General features: G+C 37.1%; 15 protein-coding genes. 7 read left to right on the top strand and 8 right to left on the bottom strand.

Translation table 11 applies throughout. The features are described from left to right. The first annotated feature begins 2 nt into the window (after positions 1-2). Positions 3-959 (top strand): mechanosensitive ion channel family protein, encoded by a 957-nt coding sequence (locus ABJG98_RS07980; RefSeq protein WP_348278970.1) that lies wholly within the window; start codon positions 3-5, stop codon positions 957-959. A 54-nt stretch (positions 960-1,013) separates the two neighbouring features. On the opposite strand, the gene ABJG98_RS07975 is transcribed toward ABJG98_RS07980, so the two are convergent. The 5 genes from ABJG98_RS07975 to ABJG98_RS07955 form a co-directional block, all read right to left on the bottom strand. Further along, positions 1,014-1,331 carry a hypothetical protein gene (locus tag ABJG98_RS07975; RefSeq protein ID WP_348278969.1) on the bottom strand — a complete coding sequence of 106 codons (318 nt, stop codon included), beginning with the start codon at positions 1,329-1,331 and terminating at the stop codon, positions 1,014-1,016. A 24-nt stretch (positions 1,332-1,355) separates the two neighbouring features. Next, positions 1,356-1,658 (bottom strand): hypothetical protein, encoded by a 303-nt coding sequence (locus tag ABJG98_RS07970; protein WP_348278968.1) that lies wholly within the window; start codon positions 1,656-1,658, stop codon positions 1,356-1,358. Between the two features lie 401 nt (positions 1,659-2,059). Then, complete coding sequence (locus ABJG98_RS07965; RefSeq protein ID WP_348278967.1) at positions 2,060-4,585, bottom strand: TonB-dependent receptor plug domain-containing protein; 2,526 nt, start codon at positions 4,583-4,585, stop codon at positions 2,060-2,062. Then, positions 4,569-5,471: a FecR family protein gene (locus tag ABJG98_RS07960; RefSeq protein WP_348278966.1), complete on the bottom strand. Its 903-nt coding sequence runs from the start codon at positions 5,469-5,471 to the stop codon at positions 4,569-4,571. Before ABJG98_RS07960 ends, ABJG98_RS07965 begins: the two co-directional genes overlap by 17 nt. A 63-nt stretch (positions 5,472-5,534) precedes the next feature. Further along, positions 5,535-6,056: an RNA polymerase sigma factor gene (locus tag ABJG98_RS07955; protein ID WP_348278965.1), complete on the bottom strand. Its 522-nt coding sequence runs from the start codon at positions 6,054-6,056 to the stop codon at positions 5,535-5,537. A gap of 260 nt (positions 6,057-6,316) precedes the next feature. On the opposite strand from ABJG98_RS07955, the gene ABJG98_RS07950 reads away from it, so the two are divergent. The 3 genes from ABJG98_RS07950 (at position 6,317) to ABJG98_RS07940 (ending at position 9,562) form a co-directional block, all read left to right on the top strand. Beyond that, a complete protein-coding gene (locus ABJG98_RS07950) occupies positions 6,317-7,642 on the top strand; it encodes a DUF4382 domain-containing protein (RefSeq protein WP_348278964.1) in 1,326 nt (441 codons plus the stop codon). A 25-nt stretch (positions 7,643-7,667) separates the two neighbouring features. Further along, a complete protein-coding gene (locus tag ABJG98_RS07945; protein ID WP_348278963.1) occupies positions 7,668-8,495 on the top strand; it encodes a DUF4382 domain-containing protein in 828 nt (275 codons plus the stop codon). Between the two features lie 239 nt (positions 8,496-8,734). Then, positions 8,735-9,562: a M57 family metalloprotease gene (locus ABJG98_RS07940; RefSeq protein ID WP_348278962.1), complete on the top strand. Its 828-nt coding sequence runs from the start codon at positions 8,735-8,737 to the stop codon at positions 9,560-9,562. Positions 9,563-9,726: 164 nt separating this feature from the next. On the opposite strand, the gene ABJG98_RS07935 is transcribed toward ABJG98_RS07940, so the two are convergent. The 3 genes from ABJG98_RS07935 to ABJG98_RS07925 all read right to left on the bottom strand — a co-directional run bounded on the left by ABJG98_RS07935 (position 9,727) and on the right by ABJG98_RS07925 (position 14,020). Continuing rightward, on the bottom strand, positions 9,727-12,399 hold the full coding sequence (locus ABJG98_RS07935; RefSeq protein ID WP_348278961.1) for an ABC transporter permease: 2,673 nt from the start codon (positions 12,397-12,399) through the stop codon (positions 9,727-9,729). Further along, positions 12,396-12,725 (bottom strand): helix-turn-helix transcriptional regulator, encoded by a 330-nt coding sequence (locus ABJG98_RS07930; protein WP_348278960.1) that lies wholly within the window; start codon positions 12,723-12,725, stop codon positions 12,396-12,398. The genes ABJG98_RS07935 and ABJG98_RS07930 overlap by 4 nt, the downstream gene beginning before the upstream one ends. A 173-nt stretch (positions 12,726-12,898) precedes the next feature. Further along, complete coding sequence (locus ABJG98_RS07925; protein ID WP_348278959.1) at positions 12,899-14,020, bottom strand: hypothetical protein; 1,122 nt, start codon at positions 14,018-14,020, stop codon at positions 12,899-12,901. 79 nt (positions 14,021-14,099) lie between these two features. On the opposite strand from ABJG98_RS07925, the gene ABJG98_RS07920 reads away from it, so the two are divergent. From ABJG98_RS07920 to ABJG98_RS07910, 3 genes are read left to right on the top strand one after another with little or no spacing between them, the layout of a single operon-like run. Next, complete coding sequence (locus ABJG98_RS07920) at positions 14,100-14,486, top strand: recombinase family protein (protein WP_348278958.1); 387 nt, start codon at positions 14,100-14,102, stop codon at positions 14,484-14,486. 1 nt (position 14,487) lies between these two features. Further along, positions 14,488-18,249 carry a hypothetical protein gene (locus tag ABJG98_RS07915; protein WP_348278957.1) on the top strand — a complete coding sequence of 1,254 codons (3,762 nt, stop codon included), beginning with the start codon at positions 14,488-14,490 and terminating at the stop codon, positions 18,247-18,249. Between the two features lie 4 nt (positions 18,250-18,253). Beyond that, positions 18,254-20,017: a hypothetical protein gene (locus ABJG98_RS07910; protein ID WP_348278956.1), complete on the top strand. Its 1,764-nt coding sequence runs from the start codon at positions 18,254-18,256 to the stop codon at positions 20,015-20,017. Positions 20,018-20,431 lie beyond the last annotated feature (414 nt).

Genomic DNA, 20,431 nt, shown 5'->3' with positions numbered 1-20,431 from the left:
TTATGAAAAGAATTCTTATCGGTCTCCTACTTTGTTTGTTTGGTCTATCCATATCAGCTTATGCTCAGGATACTACTGCGCTATCACAAACACTAGACTCCTTAGTTGTAAAGGCTCAGACAAAAGCATCAGGCGATTCTATAATAGCTGATGGACCTCCGTCTATTTCAGATCTGATATCGTTTTCCAAGGTCTTTTGGTCAATCATTTTCTTGATAGTCGGCGTCTTGTTTATCAAAATCACTACCAGGATTTTGGAAGTTTTTGCAGAGAAAAGTACCAGGTATCGTATTACGATCAAAAGCTATATCCCGGTCATTAAGATATTGAGTTGGATAGGAATGGTAGTGATTATCATTGGAGGGATATTCCACCCACCAGCAGCTACGATTTTAGCCTTTTCCGCGTCAGTTGGGGTAGCCATTGGTTTTGCTTCTCAAGATATTTTGAAAAACATCTTTGGAGGTATCATGATCCTTTTTGATCGCCCATTCATGGTAGGGGATAAAATCGAAGTTGGAGGATATTATGGAGAAGTTGTAGAAATCGGTTTAAGGTATACCAGAGTTACTACGCCTGATGATAACCTGGTTTCAATACCAAATAGCGAGATCATGAATCATTCGGTCGCCAATGCCAATGCCGGAGAATCCAATTGCCAGGTGGTAGCGGAGATCTACTTACCTATTGATGTGGATACTGCGCAGGCGAGATCCATTGGAATGCAGGCTGCTACGGTTTCCAAATACATCTATTTGAACAAGCCAATTGTTGTCATCTTCGTCAATGAATTTAAAGACCGACAGTCACTTTTAAAGATGAAAATCAAGGCTTATGTGGCTGACATACGCGATGAATTCAAATTCAAAAGTGAGATGACGGAGATTGTCTTAAAGAAACTTATTGAGGAAAAAATGATAAGAATACCGGCGGATACCGAGAAAGATGGGTTAGAATAGAGTATCTAGAATATCCATCAAGCTTTCCAGTGGAAAACTTGATGGATGATGTTGTTACTCTTCCACTCCCAGACAAGACCTCAAGCCTTCATCACATGCATCTAGGCAATTCTGACGTTCTGTATAAGGGTTGCCGCAAGCTCTCAGGCAATTGTTAAATGCTTCCATGGCATCCTTATCAGTTGGATCATCAGGTAGCAGATTGCTACAGCCAGAAAGGCATTCTTGCCAAGCTTCAGTATTTACTTCCGGGCAATCTTGCTTGCAGACATTCCATTCATCCACGCAATCTTTAAAATCCTGATTGCATGAGGTTCCAAGAAATAGGGTGGTTAGAAATAAAAATAGGATAAATGTTTGATTCGATTTCATGGGATATTGTGTTTAGGTTAAAAATTAGTCTTCTACGCCGAGGCAAGCTCCGACTTGATCATCACAGGTACTAAGGCAGTTATCTCGCGAACGAACCTTGGCCAGGTGAGCAGTGACACAATCTGAATAGCAATCTTGATAGTCTGGAGCCAGGATATTTCCACATCCCGCTACACATCGGTGAAATACTTGTTGATCGACTTCCGGGCATTCACCTTGACAGATTTTCCAGTCGTCATAACATTCCTGGATATCACCATTGCAAGAAGTAAAACCAACTGATAGTATTACTATAATAATGGAATAGGTTAGCTTATATTTTTTCATAACTGATTAGGTTATTAACTATTTTAAAATTAAGATACTGAATTTTTAGGAAAAAGTGGAGAAAAGGGAGATTTGGAGACTTCCTGAAAACCATTTTCGAAGTATTGCTTTGTAAATGTGAAGTCGGTCATGGTACAGGTATATGCCACCTATGCCTAGTTTGTAACTACGCTTGCCTATTAATTGTATTGAAAATTCTGTTCTAACTACACCCCAATCCTTTGGCTCACATTGGTGAATTCAAATTCAAAAGTGAGATGAAGGAGATCATCTTAAAGAAACTTATTGAGGAAAAAATGATAAATGCAGCTAAGGAATAAGGATTAAGATCACCAAGTACGAAGGAAGTTTCAACAAATCCTATAAATGAGTCAGTCTAGAGATACGGGAATATCATAGACTTAAAACCAAACTCGAAATGACAGGTTTGGTGTGATTTCAAGTCCTCGACGATTAAACCTTTTGATCTCATTATCTTCAGCTAATCGGTAATATGAATTGAGAATATTTACATGATTAGATAAATTCCAAATAGAGATACCAAGCTGAGCTTTGTTTATTTTTCTAATTGTGAAATTATATTTTGAGGAAAAATCCAACCTGAAATAATTAGGCAAGTTTGAATCATTTGGTAACTCATAACCAATGTCTTCATTGATGCTTGTGTTGCTTGATTGAGGTTGTGTAAATGGACGTCCACTATTCCAGGATATTCCAGTAGAGAATTCAAACTTATTTTTCGTATACGATAAACCGGTATTGATGAAATGATTAATCTCGTAGTTACTGGGAAAATCATTACTGCTTAGGTCTTCGAACCGATAAGAGTTATGTGAAAAGTGATAGCTCAACCATGCATCTAATGACCCAAATGTTTTTTTGGCTAGCAGCTCAAGTCCTTTCACCTTGTAACTGCCAATGGCTCTAGAAAATTCAAATTGATTTTGGAACTCCTGGCTTTGAGAAGTAATACCCTTGACGACTTTATAGTACGCCTCAAGACTCAGTAATCCACCCAGTATATTATAAAATAGACCAGTAGATAGCTGTTTACTAAGCATGAGAGGGATGTCCTGATCGTTGGCCAATCGCCATTGCCGTTTCACCACCCCTAAAAAATCATTCTGTAAATCAACAACCTGAGTGCTCGATTGACTCTTGGTTTCGGCAAGAATCTCAAAGGAGAGATCATTATTGAGCTTGTGGTTGACACTTATTCTAGGCTCAAAAGTATACGTATCAATTTCATGATAACGGTTTGCTCTAACACCTAATTTGACATTGGTATGGTAAGATGGTGTAGTGTATGTCGATTCACTAAAAATTGCGTGAGCGAGAAGGACATCCTTCTTAAACCTCTGGAATTGTGGGTTATTGATATCCTCCAAAGTAGACATTCCCTTCTCGCTGAACTGATATCCATTGGTCATTTCAAACCTTGATGAAATTGAGTGGAGAACTTTGAAGCTAGTTGTAATATCAAGCACATTATTCTCTTGCAGCAAGCGCTGATTGTTAAGAATAGCAGCATTTATTGACTCAAGATTGTATGATGAAACATAACTGTTTGAAACCAACTTCATCTTTGGATTGATTATAAGATCGTATTGCAGGCCAACAAGAAAACTGTTGTTGTTAAGGCTACTAGTTCTTGAAGTTACCTTGCCATTTAATATTTCATTTTCTTCATAATGAAGCTGATTTGAAATATTCAGAAGATTGAGCGCTAATTGGCTTTTTTTACCTATGCTACTGTTGAAGGTTAAACTCCAATCATAAAATTGAAATGATTGATTTCTTGAAATTAAGCTATCGACGGAGCTGTTTTGAACTACCTCTGTATTGCTAAAAGCCCGATCAAAATATTGGTCATATGTAGGAGAGGTGAATAGATCATTTATGGATCTTCTGGCTGAAAATGTGAGGTGAGCGTTTGAAGCAATAGGCTGTTTGATGATGAAATCTGCATCAAGCATGTTGAACCCAGCTTCTCCCTCGAATTGATCGGAAGAGTTTACCGACTGAATGTTTACTGTGCCAGAAATACCATCTCCCATTTCTGCACGCGTTCCATTTTTTATTACGGTTACTCTTTTAGTTAAAAAAGGATTGATTGCGGTTATTAGTCCGAAGAAATGGCCATACTGATACAGCCTGATCCCATTCCAGGACAGGAGCGTCTGGTCAGTGCTTCCGCCTCTAATGTTGATCTGAGATACCGACTCATCGACACTTTGCACACCCGGAAGTGATTGTATGGTTAATAGCACGTCTGGTTGTATAAGGCCCGGGAGAATATTGAGCTCAGAAGTATTTACTTCAAATGATCCCTCCGCTAGCTTGTTGATTCCAGGAACAGGATAGTTGGTTACCATGACCTCTTTTAGGATAGGTGTTTGAGGTTCCATGCTATATACCTGACAATCCTGCCTGTATAGCGCACTATCTGATATCCTAAGCGGTTGGTATCCGACATATCGAATGATTACTTCAGAGGTTGAAGTCAGACTAAGGTTTTTAACTTCAAAGAATCCATCACTATCGCTTAAAATTATTTCACCTTCAATCAGTACTGTAGCATTAATTAAGGGCTCGTCATTTTCCAAATCCTTGATATACCCGCACAGCGTCCGTGATTTCTTTGTTGTTATCGTGATATAATCTTCATTTAGGAAGTGGAATTCAAGGTTCGATCTGTCTGATAAATAGCTTAGAGACTCTTCAAGGGTGAGGACTTGAGAAGGTAAAGTGAGCCTGGTTGTATCCACATCTTCATCGGCATAGGAAAAAGAAACAGAAAAGCGTCGTTCCAGGATGTCAATTATGTCGACAAGCAGATGGCCCTCTGTTTTCTGGCAATCCGCCTGGATTGAAAACAGAAGAAAAAATGCTATACATAGAAAACAGATCCTAGTGGTTCGAATCACCCGACAATATTACCTGACCTTCCTCAATTTCGTATGAAAGGTTCATTGGGATTGCGATAGATTTTAGTGCCAGATCGAGATCATCATGAACAAAGCTCCCTGAAAATAACTTTTCATTTGGAATGTTTTGTGCCTGAATTTTGATCATATATTCTCTCTCAAATTCCTTGAGAACCAGCTTTAGTGGCGTGCTCTTAAAAGAACTTTTACCGTTTAACCAGGAAGGCTGTGCCTCATCAATTGTTGACTCTGAAATCTTATTATCAATGATTTGAACAAGCTCACCCTTATTAAGGACGCTATTAATTGAGGTATTTTCAAGCCGGACTTGACCTTCATAGCATGTGATTTCAAAAAATCCATCTCTGGACTTGACATTGAATGCCGTTCCTAATACGCTCACAACCCCGTGAGTGGTTTCCACAGAAAATGTCGAACCACTCCTTACTTTAAAATACACCTCGCCATCAAGCTTAACTGACCTTGTTTGATTCCATTTTTCCGGCAAATAAGAAATGATTGAACCTGTATTTAATTTTAAGTAAGAAGAATCAGGAAGATAAAATTCCGATAAATTCGATGAGGAAATAGTTCTGATGTTATCAGAGGGGGTTAAAAAATAAAAAGCTACTCCTGATAGAATAATTACAGAGGCTGCTATTTTCAAAATAGAAGGGAGGGATAGGAACGTAGAACGCTGTTGATTTACGCTACTTTTTAGCTTGGATTTTTCATTATCTGTATCATAATCCGATGCTTTAAAGTGACCAAGATGTTTGTCAATTTTTTCGATTTCTTTGAAATCGTCTGTCTCCTTGAAGGCTTTCAATTCTTCGTTAGAAAGCTCATCAGCCAGCCACTTTTTTATTAATTCGTCCTTATTCATTCCAGCACTATGTTATTAATGTAACAATCAGAAAGCGAAATTTCCTACCCATGGTTAAATTACTCATTTCAATTCTCCTACCTTTTTTCTAATAGTCGCTAAGGCACTATAGAGTCTTTTTTCAACGGTTTTTCTTGATATTCCAAGCATTTCGGCAATCTCTTTATGCTTTTTCTTCTCTACCCGGTTTAATAAAAACGTAACTCGCTGATCTTCAGGTAGAGATTCAATTGCATGCTGTAGCTTATCCAGGTATTCCTTTTCTTCTAAAATAAATTCAGGATTTTCAACTGTATAATTATTAGGCCTATTTCCTTTTTCATAATTAAGAATAGTCTTCTTTTTATCAAGTGTATTGAGCATTTGATTATTGGCGATCGTAAAAAGAAAGGATTTAGCCTTTTCTGGAGATACATTTTTACAGTTTAACCAAAGCTTCACGAAAGCTTCTTGCACCAGGTCTTCAGGGTAATTTGCAGATCCGAATTTATAGTACAGGAATTGATACAGATCAGAAGATAGCTCCTCGAAAATCTTTAAGAAAACTTCTTCTTTGCAAATATTTTCATCATTAGTGGGTCTCATACTAACCGCGTAGCTCTTAGTTTAGTCATCAGATTACTGTAATTATACTCTATGGCAAATAAAAAAGAATGGTAGGAATTCTAATTCAATATCTGTTTTATAAGTGTAGACTTTGGAAGTGTATGAGAGCGGCAAATATAAATCGTTATGTGTTATATATTTTAATGATTGCATCTGGAATCATATCGTGTCAAAATTCATCGGAGGAAATTACACCTTTGAATGATGTAAAGTCATTTACGAGTAACTCTAATTTGGGAATGAACCTGACTAGAATAACCCTATTAGATGGCTCATCTGATAATTATTTTGATAATGCAAGCTGCCTAAGGCTGAAGACTCCATTTTCTGCAAGCGTTAATAATGAGGAAATTGTGGTTGAATCAGAAGAGGACCTCCAGTCCGTTCAACTTGCTTACGAGCAGAATCCATACGCCAGAAGTAATTTTGAACTTGTTTACCCTGTCACCATTCAAAACTCGGAATACGTTGAAATACTGGTTAACTCTCACGATGAATTAAATAATCTTGCCATTCAATGTATTGAAAATGGTGATGATGAGGACATTGAATGCATCGACTTTACTTACCCGCTATCAATAGCTACATACAATAGTCTCAGTCAGCAGATAGGAGCTGAAGAGATCAATAGTGATCAGGAGTTTTATACTTTTATTAATCAAGCCGATGAAAATAACCTACTAGGATTTGATTTTCCTGTTGAGTTGGTTGATTTAGAGGGAATGACATTTTCTGTCAATAACAACAATGAGCTGATGACAGCTATCTCTAATAGTTCGAATGCTTGTGACGAAAATGATTACAAATACTTCAGTGATAATGTCTTTCTGCAAAATCTCACTTTAAAATTAACAGATGCACCTTTTCCTTTTTCATATGTCAAAGAAGCAAATGTTACGATTGGCAAAATAGATCTCAAGACAAGTGATGAAAATGATTCCATTGCATTTATCACACTATCGGATACGGAGCAATCATTTAATCTGCTGGACTTTACGAATGGTTTAACTACTGATCTTGCAGAGGTAGACATACCTGTTGGCGATTACGCATATATAAAAATGGAGGTGACACAAGCCTCAGTAGAAATGAATGATGGTACCATTTACAATTTGATGGTTCCATCCGGAACCATTCGCCTTGTAGGAGATCAAATGATTCAGGTGAATGAGAATTCTTCTATTGAATTGTTAGCTGACTTTGATGTAAGCAGGTCATTCATTCCACAGGGAAATCCTAATAGCCCGGCCGGAATTATTGGCTTTGTTTTCGTTCCCGTAATAAAGTTGTCCGACTTGAGCCAGACAGGGACGCTTAAAGGTGCTGTAACACAAAATGGAAATGGACAAGTGTTGGAGGGAGTTCAGATTTCAGTTTATGCTGCAGATACTCTGAACACTACCTCATTTACTGATCAAAATGGCGAATATGTTATTCCGGGACTGAAACCGGGACAATATGATGTAAGTGCAGAAATAGAAAGTTTTTTCAGTGTATGGATAGAAGGAATTGAGTTGACTCAAAACATGGAAGCCGTTCAGGATTTTGAGTTAACCGAAGAATGAAGTAAAAACTAAAAACAACTATAAAATGAACATTCAACGAGCTATGGAATTCAAATTACTAAGATCATTTTTTGTATTACTTTTTGTTACCTCAGCTTTAGTTAGCTGCAACAATGGAGATGATCTTCCCACTGGTCGTTTAAACGTGGCACTCACTGATGCTCCATTTCCAACGGACCTGGTGGCTGAAGCTAATGTCACGATCTCAAAAGTTGAAATAAGAAAGGAAGGCGAAGAGGATGATTCATTTATTACTATAATGGAGGATGACTTTTCTGCAAATCTATTAGAGTTAACAAGTGGCGTTACTGCGAATTTATCGAGCATAGATATTCCTGAAGGATCTTATGATCATGTAAGAGTTCATGTTTCAAGTGCAAGTGCAGTTCTCCAAGATGGGTCAACCTATGATCTACAAGTTCCTTCGACGGTAATTAAAATTTTCATAAAACCATCCATAAATGTGGTAAGTAGTCTTTCAACAGATTTACTTCTTGATTTTGATGTTGCACAATCTTTTGTCCCGAAAGGAGCTATGGATAATATCACAGGCTTCAACTTCAAACCGGTTATTAAAGCGACAAATCAAACAACTACCGGAACTTTGACAGGTACAGTTACTAATACTGACACAGACTCGGTTGAAGGTGCACAGGTTTCGGTTTTTATTGCCGATACCCTCAATACCACATCATTTACGAATCAGGATGGGATGTATGCTATTTCAGGGTTAGAGGCTGGTATGTATGTTATTCTCCTGGAAGCAGGTGGGTATCAGAATGCTTCAGCTGAAGAAATAGATGTAGTGGCTGGAAATCAAACCACGCATGATTTTCAATTGCACGCTGAATAATTTAATCTTCTCAATTCAGCTATTAGGTTAAGGCAGCATCAAATTTTTGATGTTGCCTTCTTTTTTTAAGTCATAATTTTTAGAACAGAATAATATTCTAGAGTTACATAATTTCATTCAATATACTATTGAATTTCTTAGAAGTCAGGCATGATTGATAGCGAAAAGTTTGAAATAGTGGTAGGAACTTTTTGAGTTCACATGTTTCATAAGAGACATTCACTATTAACCTAAATATTATGAAGAAGATTTTTAAAAAATTGACATTTGTTTTAGCAGGAGTCGTATTTATAGCGTGCTCTGAGCAAAGCAATGAACCCACAATCGAAGACTTTTCAGTACCAGCTGAAGTAGCTGCTCAAATTGCAGCTCTTGGATTTGATGTAGACAATCAAGTTCCAATAATTTTTGATAAAGGTTACCTTGTTGAAGGTGATATTTATTTAACAGATGATGATCTAAACACGATGAGTAGAGGATCTTCTGTTCCTAATGTGGAGCAGTATAGAACAAACAATCTTGTATGTGGCCCACGCGTGATTACAATGTATGCGGATGAAGGAGGGAGAAATGGATATAGCCCGGCAATGATCGCAGGACTTGATCTTGCCATTGCTCGATACAACTCGGAAAACCTAAGTTTAACTTTCGAAAGAATATCGACTGACAATGCAGATATTAGGATGACAAGACTTAAAAAAGGCGAGGAAAGAAGAGGAATCTTAGGGTCTGCTGGTTTTCCAACAAGTGGGTGCGACCCTTACGGTGAAATAAAAATGAGTGGCATTCTGGAGTCTTCTTACAATTTGTCTGTAGAAGGGATTGCTACAATTATTGCGCATGAAATGGGGCACTGTATCGGATTCCGTCATACAGATTATTTTGATCGAAGCATTTCTTGCGGAAGCGGTGGTAATGAAGGTGATGGAGGTGTTGGTGCAATCCATATTCCAGGAACTCCTACCGGAGCTTCCGTAGCAGATCTATCGTGGATGCTTTCATGCACAGACGGGGGTGACCGTCCATTCAATTCCGACGATAAAGTGGCACTAGATTACTTATACTAAAAACTATTAACTAACATTAGTGGGTGTCTAAGAAGACTGGCTACATGCCAGTCTTTTTTTATTCTATAAAGAACTTTGTATCATTCAAATTCATATCAGCTATCTGTAACTACGCTCACATATCGAAAGTATGAAAAATGCTATTTACTAACGACTCCTAAATCTCACTCCCACCTTAATGATTCTACGGGGTTGTTTGCCGTGATCTTTCGTGTCTGAAAACCAATGGTGATGACAGATATTAAAATCAAGAGAATAGAAGAAAAAAGAATGAGCCCAACCCCAATGTTGATTGAATAGGCAAACCCAGCCTTCCACTCCATCAGGACAAAGTAGCTAATGGGAGCGCCTACAATTACAGCGATGAAAACCAGTAATAGAAATTCTTTGCTTAGTAAAACTAGGAGTTGTCCGAGGCTGGCACCCAGCACCTTACGAATTCCGATTTCTTTCGTTTTACGAACCAGACTTATCATGACAAGTCCATACAATCCCAAAATGGCAATAATAATCGAAAGAGCAGCAAATACATTTGCAACCCTGCTTACACGGACATCATCATCATACAGCGCGCCAATTTCATCTTCTAAAAAGAAGTAATCAAAGTAATTACCAGGGAAATATTGATTATACCTTTTTTCCACAGCTTCTACCAATGCAGGAGTAACTATCGAAGAGAATTTGACTGAGAAATTATTGCCAGTACTGTAGTATGGAAGTAGGAATATCGGAGCAATTTTTCTATGCATTGATTCCTGATGAAAGTCCTTGATTACTCCAACAATGGTCCAGTCTTTGCCGTAAAAATTGACCGACCTACCTATGGCGTCTTCAGGAGAATCAAATTTTAAAAGTGAAACTGCGGATTCATTGATGATGAAATTCTTGATTACGTTACCATTAAAATTGTGATCACTAAAGGCAAAATCTCTACCGGTAATGAGTTCGATGTTGTACAATTCTGAAAATTCATGGTCAACACTTATATAATTGGCCGTTAAATTTTTTATCTCTGGATCAGCTTCCGAGGTAATTCGAAATATCCTCCCCAGATTGGAGCCTGGAACATGGTTGGAGATTGTAGCTATTTCCACTCCGGATAAGTTGCTTAAATCTTTCTTAAATAGGTCAATCTTATTTATAAAGGTGCTATCCCAGTCAGTCATTACCGGCCCATAAACCACCATGGTTTTATCCACATCTACACCCAGATCTTGATTGACCATGAATTCAATCTGTCTGGCTATCGCAATAGTGGCTGTAATGAGAATGACCGCCAGTGAAAACTGGAAAACAACCATCCCTTTTCTCAGCCAGGCTATTTCTCCCTTCAGCTTAAAGCTCCCTTTCAATACATCCTGTGTGCTAAATCGTGTGACAAGAAGTGCCGGATATAGTGCGACAAAAGCGAGTGAAATGAAGAAGATCCCAACAAGTATGATTGGGAAAGGGATGCTTCCAATAGATGAAAAAATAACGATGGACAAGTCTAAATCTAAGCCAGTGAGCGCGTTAAATGCAGGTTGTAGAATAAAAACCAAACCAATTGATACAATGAGTGCAATTACATTCAAAAGGAGTGTTTCTATAAAAGATTGTCGGATGATTTGACTTTTTTGAGCACCTACCGATTTTCTTATTCCTACCTCCTTGGCTCGTTGGATCGCTCTGCTTGTATTCAAGTTAATGTAATTGATCCAGGCAATCAATACAATGAATATGGCAATGTAAAGCATGAGCCAGACGGTGTTGCCATTCGTGACCGCAGCCACTTCATATTCTAAGGTGTCATTAAGATGAATAGCTTTTAGAGGCTGCAACGAGAATTCCTCGACGCTACCAGAGACTTCACCTTCTTTGAAATATCGCGCACTGAAATCTGCGAGTTTGCTATCTAGCGATTCTGGATTCACACCCTCATTCAGTTTGATGTAGTGATAAAAGTCAGACCACTCCCAGCTGGTGTCAGCACCTTCACCTGCAATGGCAATAAACGATTTATAAGATGTGATAAAGTCGAATTTCAGGTGAGAATTTTTTGGAGGATTTTCCATGATTCCTGTAATCATGAAAGGCTTGGCATAGTTGAAATGGATAGGTCTACCGATTAGGTCTGTTACGTTTTCACCTTTCTTAACCAACTTTTTAGCAAACCTTTCCGTAAGCACCATTTTGAAGGCGGCATCCAGACATTCCTTCTTATTTCCTTTGATAAACTGGTATGAAAAGAAAGAAGGAAAATACTCATCCGCTATCAGATAGTCACCAGTACGGTATACTTCTTCCTCATAGTTGATGAAATTTCCACCACTCACCACCATTCGGGTATAAGCTTCAATTTCCGGAAGATCCTTGATCATAGTAGGACCAATCGTAGGATAGGTGATGGCTCCACGTTGGATAAGCTCACCATTCTGATAACGATCATTGATCACCCGATACATACGATCAGCATCTTCATTGAAGTCATCGAAACTGGTTTCGAAAAGCACATATTGAAGCATGAGTAATGAAACGGTCATCCCAGCGACCAACCCGAAAAGATTGATGCCTGTGAAGGTCTTGTTGCGTTTCAAATCTCGGAACGAGACCTTAAGATAGTTTTGAATCAGTGCCATGTTATTGAGCGTTTTTGAGTTTTGTCCTTTTCTAAGTCTATGATATCGAAGAAATGCTAATGCATTGAAGAGGTAATTGATTTGAGCTTTTCGCTTTCCTTTTTTCTTGAGGTCTAAAAGAAAGAGTTCCGCAAGATCACCCTCAATGGACTCCCACAATTCAGCGTTGCAGGATTTAGAGAGGAGGGAGGTCATCAATTTTGGAGGAGCGGTTTTCATCCGTCAAATGCTACTTTAGGAATTCCAGACCATAAATTTTCCCGCATGGAGCGTGACGTCTTGAGCGCTGCTTGTCCAGCTTTAGTTACCCGAAAGAGCAGTTTTCGCTTACCACCGCGTTCAGGTGTAGGATCACTGTACCTCGATTCCAGATAGTCCTTTTCATTCAGTCGTTGGAGCACATTGTGTACGGTACTTATGGTAATGGTACGCTTGCACTTTTCTTCGATTTCCTGTTTGATCAGGATGCCATAGGCATTGTCAAAGAGGTTAGCTACCACCAATAATACGATCTCTTCAAGTTCTCCAAGGTTTGTTCCTTTCATGCGTCTTTTTATTTCTAAATTATTTATTCGACAAAACCGAAATTAATATATTAATCGTAAATGTCGAATAAATGGTTACATTTTTTTTTAGTGGGAGTGAACCCCGCCAGTTGTATTTTGTGAAATGAAAATTGATATTGAAACGTAGCCAGGTCTTCAGGCGATGCAAACTACTAATACCTCGAGGAATCAGAATCTAGCAGCTCAGCAAGCTCATTGTCCAACTTCATGAAGTTGAATCCAGTCCAGAAGGAATCAGTGAAATCTTCTTGCGCCATTTCAAAAAATGAATCGTACACATTCATCATTGCCAGGTCAGAAGGCAGCTCATCGATCGGTGTTGATTCATTGATCACAAGCAAGGCGTGATAATTATACGTGTGATTCGTACTAGTGCCAGCGAAGAGTACACTCACCAGCTTGAAAGTTCCATCTCGCTGCTCATATTCTTCTGTCCACGAAACCGATTCCCAGAACGAAAAATCATTAATAATTGGATCGTATTCAATTTTTATTAACGCAAAACTGTCTTCATCAACATAAAGTTTGCCGTTAGTGTTGCCTTTGTTGTTGCGTGGTTCAAACTCTACGATCAATACATCGTGCCCGCCGATAGATGTTGCTCCTGAATAATAGTATTCATAATTTTTTCTATTCTTAGGGCTCAGAAAAGACTGCTTTCTCCAGATAGAAGATTGGGCCATATCACTAGCGTTCCCACCCAATACTTCATCAATTACATCTATCTTTTCAAATACTTTCTTTCGGGTACGCAATGGATTCACCAGAGGGTAGGCATTTTTGTCTAGGTTACTGGGTGTATAAATATCCATTATTCCCTCGGCTATATAATATGTTTTTTCCCAGTCAGACATTGATTCCTGATAGTAGCCCACCATGTGCTGTCGTTCCATTTCATAGTTTAGGTGGAAGCGCTCAAAAACTTCATTCATAATAGAAGGGCCTGAAAACACCGCCACATCCATAAGCTGAGTCACAGATGGCTCCAGAAAAACAGTATGGTATGCATCTATCTTGGAAAGAGGAGCGAAGTAGTTTTTATATCCCATATATGAAACTTTCAATTTGACACCTTCCTTTTCAAAGTCGGCAGCACTGATTATGAATTCTCCATCAATATTGGATACGTTAATGATCTCACCGACTAAAACATGAGCAAAAGGAATAGCTTCTCCAGTTTGTTTGTCTTTCACGATTCCTTTGATCGTGTAGGCGTCATTAGCGTATGCTGGCGTTAGAACTAAGAAAGCTAAGGCGATAAAAAGAGGCTTCATGGCTAACAGGCGATTTATACCTATAAAGGTATAGATAAAATGCCTATACTGAACTACGGGTTTTTACATTTATTATCAAATGATAATATTCTACGGTGATTGGGTGATCTGGCGGAAGATTCTTGTATTCTCAGATTTTAAAGAAAAGAAAATTCAATTCAAAAGTCTTCAGGAAGGAATGTTCGATACTACTTCAGCGATGGGTGAAGCTGTTTTTCAGATCATAGCGATTCTTAAAGCCATGGAAGTCCAGGTATTGAGTGAACGAACAAAAGATGGATTAAGTGCTGCAAGGGCCCGTGGCAAGAAAGGGGGGAGACCAAAAGGATCTTATAATAAGAGTAAAGCTGCTGCAGCTGTAACGTTGTATAGTAAAAAATTGTCTGTAAACGAAATAACCTCTACATTGAATATAAGTAGGTCAACGCTATACGATTATTTAAGGAGAGAAAACATTATAGAATAAGTTGGAAATATTTGAAATAACAGGTGAGGACATTTCAAAACTTAATGATGGTGATCTAAAAAAACTTGTCGGTTTACTATGCGAAACAGAGTACAGATTTTCCAATCTGTCTACTAGTGGCATTCATTGGGGTGGAAATCAAGATGCCCCTGATGGAGGGGCTGATGTTCTTGTTGACACTAAAGAAAGACCATTATCTGAATATATCCCATCAAAATTTACTGTGTTTCAAGTAAAGAAACCTAAAATGCCACCAGCATCCATTGGGAATGAAATGCGTTCGAAAGGGAATTTAAAGCCCGTTATAGTAGAGGCCATCAAGAAAAAAGGCTCCTATATAATAGTTTCATCTACTGATAACACGACACCATCTGCTTTGGGTAGTAGAATTAAAGCTATGAAAAAAGCGATTGAAGATGAAGAGGGCTCGAAGGACTTGTTACTTGATTTTTTTGATCAATCTCGATTAGCTTCCTGGGTCAGAAATCATCCATCAATCGTTGTTTGGGTAAGGAATAGAAATGGAAATGATCTAAACGGTTGGAAGCCTTATGATAGGTGGTCATATATGGCTAATAAAGGTAAGTATTTACTGGATGATCGTTTAAAATTAAAGAATGGAAAAAACGACCCAGAAGGTATTGGTGCACTAGAAGGCATTCAAAAAATAAGAGAAGATTTACAAGAGGAAAAAGCAAGTGTAAGACTTACAGGTCTTTCAGGTGTCGGAAAAACTAGGTTTGCTCAAGCGCTTTTTGAGGATTCAGTTGGTTCAAAAGCATTGGATAAGTCAAAGGTCATATATACAGATATGTCTCTTTCTCCGATTCCTTCACCAGTAAATACGGCTGAGTATTTGATATCTCAAAAATCTAGGTCATTCTTAATTGTTGATAATTGCTTACCAGAACTACACAACAAGTTAACGCAGATATGTAAGAGGGAGCAAAGTAGGCTTAGTCTCATGACAATTGAGTATGACGTTAAAGATGATTTACCTGATGAAACTGATGTCTATAATCTTGAACCCTCAAGTGAAGAACTGATCGAGAAGTTACTAGAAAATAGGTATAATGATATTGAACATGGGGTTGCTCGTCAAATCGCACAATTTTCGGGAGGGAATGCAAGATTAGCACTTGCCCTTGCTAATACTTTTGAGAGGTTCGATTCAATTTCGGAACTAAAAGATGAAGAATTATTCCAAAGATTATTCCATCAAAGAAATAACATTCTTGATGATAGGCTTTTACAAGTTGCCCAGGGGTGCTCGTTAGTGTATTCATTTGACGGGGAGTCAACCAATAATGAATCTGAATTAGGCTTAATTTCTAAACTTAGTTCTTTGGATATTTTAACTGTTTACGGGAAAATAGAAGAGCTTAAGTCTAGGGATTTAGTTCAGGTTCGTAATAAATGGAGAGCTATACTTCCACATGCATTAGCAAATAAACTTGCGAAGAGGGCATTGAATTCCTTGCCGATTGATTTTGTGAATTCGATTTTCCTAAGTCAACCAAATCAAAGATTATTGAAATCATTCAGCAAGAGGTTGGGCTATTTGCATGATTTTGAACCCGCTCAGCTTATAGTTAGAGGTTGGCTAGATAGTTGGCTTAAAGATTTAAGTAGTCTTGATGCATTTGAGAATGAAATATTTCAAAATATTGCACCAGTTGATCAGGAAAAAACCCTTCAACTTTTGGAGTCTGAAATTTCCAAAATTATTGATCCATCAAATAGGAACTTTGATGATCATTTCCGAATACTAAGATTGCTGTCATATGAAGAAACACTATTTGAAAGATGTGTTAACCTATTAGTTGAGATGGTTCTGAGCGATAGGCCTAGACGATACGAACGAACAGATCGTGAAAATTTACTTCGTCTTTTTAACCCAGTTTTATCAGGAACTATGGCAAGGCCTGAAAAGAGGCTTGCTGTTATCGACTCCTTAGTTAATTCTATTGATGCAAAAAGATCTGTACTTGGATTAGAAATGCTTAAAGCTTCTTTAAGTTCTCCACCGTTTACAGGAGCAGGCGACTATGATTTTGGAGGTAGACCAAGAGGCTATGGATACTACCCTAGAACTCATGGTGATATTAAAGGGTGGTATTCGTTGTTTTTGAAATACATCTTGAATTATGCTAAATCAGATGATATTAAGTCAAAGCTAGGAAAATTGCTTGGGGAACAGCTTTCTGGAATTTTTACTAACTCGGGACTTTATCAAGAATTACCTGAAATAATAAGAAACTATAACGGGAAAAAATTTTGGTTCGAAGGATGGGTTGCTATAAATCGAGTGTTGGACTTGCATGCAGATCAGTTTGATGATGAGCTTAAGAGGTCATTAAGGAAAGTGAGGCAAGAAATCGGTCCAAAATCTTTGATTGATGAAATAAGAGCCTATGTGTTGTCCTCTCAGCATTTGTATTTTGCTGATTTATTTGACCTAAAAGGAAAAGGTCGCGCAATCGATAAGCATAATCTTCTATTAGAAAAAGCAGAGGATTTAGGCGAAAAAGCTGCAGTTGATGGTGATATTATTATTGAAATAGAGCAGGAACTCAAATTGAATAGTGGGAGAGGTTTATTCCAGTTTGGCATGGGAACTTACCGAGGTTCTAGGTCTAAAACTAATTTATGGGAAACACTAAAGTCATTAGCAGTTAAATTTCCCATCAACCATACATCAGCAATTTTACTTAATGGATTTATTAATGAAGCATCTAAAAGTAAAGACAGCCATGTTGATGAATGGTTAGAAGATGTCTTAAAATCTCCTAAATTAAAGCGCTTCTATGTCGCATTAGAATGTAGTGCCAAAATTGAAGATGCGTCTTTGCATAGATTATTAAAGGCGTTAAATGACAAATCAATTCCTGTTGATTCGTTTAAATTTCTTGCATGGGGAAGAAACCATGAAGGGTTATCAGATGAAAATTTTGAAAAAATAATAGAGCAGATATTATTACTAAAGAATTGTTATGAGGTAGCACTTGAGATAGTCTATATGCGACTTAATTCAGTCCAAGATATAAGTGAAAATATCAAACTGCTCGGAATAAAAACACTTCTAGACTTACCAGAAAGCGATAAGGATATTCATCTTGAAGATCATATGTTGTCTGAAATAGTAAAGAAATGTCTAAACCAGAAGTCTGGAGAAATCATCGAAACTCTTGTAAGGAAAGAGAGAAAAAGAGAATCACATTACTATCCAAGATATGATAATACTGATTATCTAACTGCTTTAGCAAAGTGTAATCCGACTTCATTTCTAAATGGGTTTCTACTTGACGAAGGAGGTGAATTACAGGATGAAAAGCTAACTCAAATAAGCTTTTCTTACTCTAGAAACCCAATTGAAGAAATCCAAGAATCAGATTTGCTAGAATGGGTGAAAACAGATTCAGAAAGTAGGTTTCCAGCAGTGCTCTATTTGAGAAAAGGATATTATAAAAAAAATGGTGAAATAGAATGGACACCTTTGGCATATTCGTCATTAAATCAATCTTATGATTTAGGTAAAACATTACAGGCTTTGGAGTACTCTTCACAAAGGCAGAACTCTATTTCTGGTGGTGGGAGTGATTATCAACAAAGAATACGATTAGCTACAAAACTGATTGGTCATCAAAATCAACAGGTATCAGAATGGGCTTTAGACTATCACGATAGACTTAAAAAGTCAATAAAGGATTCAATTAGAAGGGAAGAAGAATTCTCTAAAATGAGAGATCAAAGCTTTGAGTGAAAATATGATAAAGTTCGCCGATATTAAATCAATTGGATTGAAAGAGTACTCGAATTACGTTAGAGAAAATCTAGATCAAAAACTTTATTTCGAATTTAACGAGCATCATCTTGTTTATCACTGTTTAAAGCTCACAAACTTCAGAAAGCTAAATGATACCAAGGAGTCTGTTTCAAATTATGCTCGAAAAGTACTTTATGAATTGCTGTCTCCCGGATTGGAATCACTAATAAACTCAAGAGATCCACTAAAAATTTATGTCAATATTGTTTTGAACTTGAGAGTACTTCCAATAATTGAGAAAGCAAAGCTAGAATTAGAGATTAAAAAAGACCTTCAAATTATCAATGACTTATTAAAAGATTACGAGAAAGAAGATTTCATCAAAAGATTGAAAAAGAAAGATCATAGGCCAAGAAACCATAATGAAAGAACTATTCATGACTTTTATCAAAGAGTCTTGGCATTGAGGGAAACTATTCTAGACTATTTAGTTAATGGTGTTGAGGAAAGAGCAATCATAAATTCAGAATCAAAATCTAAATATGATGATCCTAAAATGGATGAATTGATGAGTTCTTTCAAGGATCACTCAGACTATCCATATAGGGATTTGATTATAAACCTAACTGGTGGATGGTCCTATAGACTTGATTTAGAGAAATTGGACTGGCGAAAAATCAATCCTTATCGGAATAAATCAAACGTATTTTCTTTTAAGAGCGATATTTCAAATCCTAAAGCCAGAAAGTTTGATCGGATGCTTTTAAAAGAAGTGGATGGAGCAAATCGGTTAAGATATCTTCATCAAGAAATTCGCAATCTACCATTGCAAAATCGAGCAAAAATTTTCAAAGAACTCAGAACCCTTTATGCTAAAAAATTATGGCATGGGTTTTATGCATTGGCATTACCGCAGGTGGAGGGAATTTTTACTGAAATGATAGAACTTAGCTTGCCAGAAGTTGGGCAGAAATCCTCTCTGTCGGATAAAGTCAATGCGGTTAGGCCATTAATAGAAGGTAGTTCATATTCATTTGATTATTATGAATATTATCTACCTAGACAAAGGAATCAATTTTCACATTCTGGATATGATGATAACATTAGATTAAAATGTAATGGCCTAGTGCTCGATCTTCAAGACGTAATTGAGAATTTTAAAGAGCTAGAATCACCTGTGGTTCAAATCAGTAATATGATAAATGAAGGATTAGATAGATTCAAGCATATTGGTAATCTATCTCATTTTATTTACCTGTTTATTAAGGTTAAGCAGCTCAAGAAACTATCCCTTATCAGAGATAAAGCTGATAAATTCGTCTATTCTACATTGATAAAAAATATTGACTTTGAAGGCTTTTTTAAAAATCTTCAGGTCGATTTCGATATTGCGATTAAAGATTCGAAATTGTATTTCAGTTATGTTTTAAGGACATATTTGGGAAGCGAAATTGATGTGTATTCTATTTCAAGAGATGAGCTACACAAAAACGCAAAAGATATAGTAAACACAATTCAAGAACATCAAGTACTATTTTTAGGAACAATCAAATTACTTCTTGACACCCAAAATTTCGTACTCTCTTTTATTAGGAGTTTCCCGAAAGTAGAGGAAGAAATAATTCAACTCTTTAACGAATTCATCAAAAAGAATGAGGATGTCCTTACTCGACTTCAAATCCTAAATTCTCAAATGGTAATTACTGTTGATGAAGAATTTTTTCTAGCGAAGGATTGGACTCATACACATAAAATGCTTCGCTAATACACTATTTAAGTGTGCTAATTTTTAGATAGAAGACAATTTAAACGGTGATACACTACATTTTAAATTGTGCTCTACAAATGTATTTCACAGATTAATCTTTCAATTCCCCCACGACCTCCCACCATATTTCGTTTTTCTTTCATTTTCTAAATTTTTTCTTTAAAATCTTATAATTCAGTCGGTATATCCATATCTTCCTGATTTTCAATTCATTTCCTAATGGCTTAAAATCATTGATTTAGCTACATTATTCATCTTTTTTGACGTTCTGTGTATGAAAGTGGGGGAAAGTGGAGGAAAATAGGAAAAGTTGATTACATTTGTCTCGGTGGTTTATATTTTTCAAGGCTCAGTATGACGTTTTTTACAAGCGAGTATGAGTGTAAGTTGGATACTAAAGGAAGGTTGGTC

It is taken from the genome of Ekhidna sp., assembly GCF_039960695.1.
GTDB lineage: Bacteria > Bacteroidota > Bacteroidia > Cytophagales > Cyclobacteriaceae > Ekhidna.
This window is presented reverse-complemented; position numbering and strand designations above follow the sequence as displayed.

Bases quoted from the DNA above. Each gene is read 5' to 3' on its own strand.
- ABJG98_RS07945 (WP_348278963.1), top strand. From the start codon at position 7,668: ATGAACATTCAACGAGCTATGGAATTCAAATTACTAAGATCATTTTTT.
- ABJG98_RS07910 (WP_348278956.1), top strand. From the start codon at position 18,254: ATGATAAAGTTCGCCGATATTAAATCAATTGGATTGAAAGAGTACTCG.
- ABJG98_RS07940 (WP_348278962.1), top strand. From the start codon at position 8,735: ATGAAGAAGATTTTTAAAAAATTGACATTTGTTTTAGCAGGAGTCGTA.
- ABJG98_RS07920 (WP_348278958.1), top strand. From the start codon at position 14,100: ATGATAATATTCTACGGTGATTGGGTGATCTGGCGGAAGATTCTTGTA.
- ABJG98_RS07955 (WP_348278965.1), bottom strand. From the start codon at position 6,056: ATGAGACCCACTAATGATGAAAATATTTGCAAAGAAGAAGTTTTCTTA.
- ABJG98_RS07930 (WP_348278960.1), bottom strand. From the start codon at position 12,725: ATGAAAGGAACAAACCTTGGAGAACTTGAAGAGATCGTATTATTGGTG.
- ABJG98_RS07950 (WP_348278964.1), top strand. From the start codon at position 6,317: ATGAACCTGACTAGAATAACCCTATTAGATGGCTCATCTGATAATTAT.
- ABJG98_RS07960 (WP_348278966.1), bottom strand. From the start codon at position 5,471: ATGAATAAGGACGAATTAATAAAAAAGTGGCTGGCTGATGAGCTTTCT.
- ABJG98_RS07980 (WP_348278970.1), top strand. From the start codon at position 3: ATGAAAAGAATTCTTATCGGTCTCCTACTTTGTTTGTTTGGTCTATCC.
- ABJG98_RS07935 (WP_348278961.1), bottom strand. From the start codon at position 12,399: ATGAAAACCGCTCCTCCAAAATTGATGACCTCCCTCCTCTCTAAATCC.
- ABJG98_RS07975 (WP_348278969.1), bottom strand. From the start codon at position 1,331: ATGAAATCGAATCAAACATTTATCCTATTTTTATTTCTAACCACCCTA.
- ABJG98_RS07970 (WP_348278968.1), bottom strand. From the start codon at position 1,658: ATGAAAAAATATAAGCTAACCTATTCCATTATTATAGTAATACTATCA.
- ABJG98_RS07925 (WP_348278959.1), bottom strand. From the start codon at position 14,020: ATGAAGCCTCTTTTTATCGCCTTAGCTTTCTTAGTTCTAACGCCAGCA.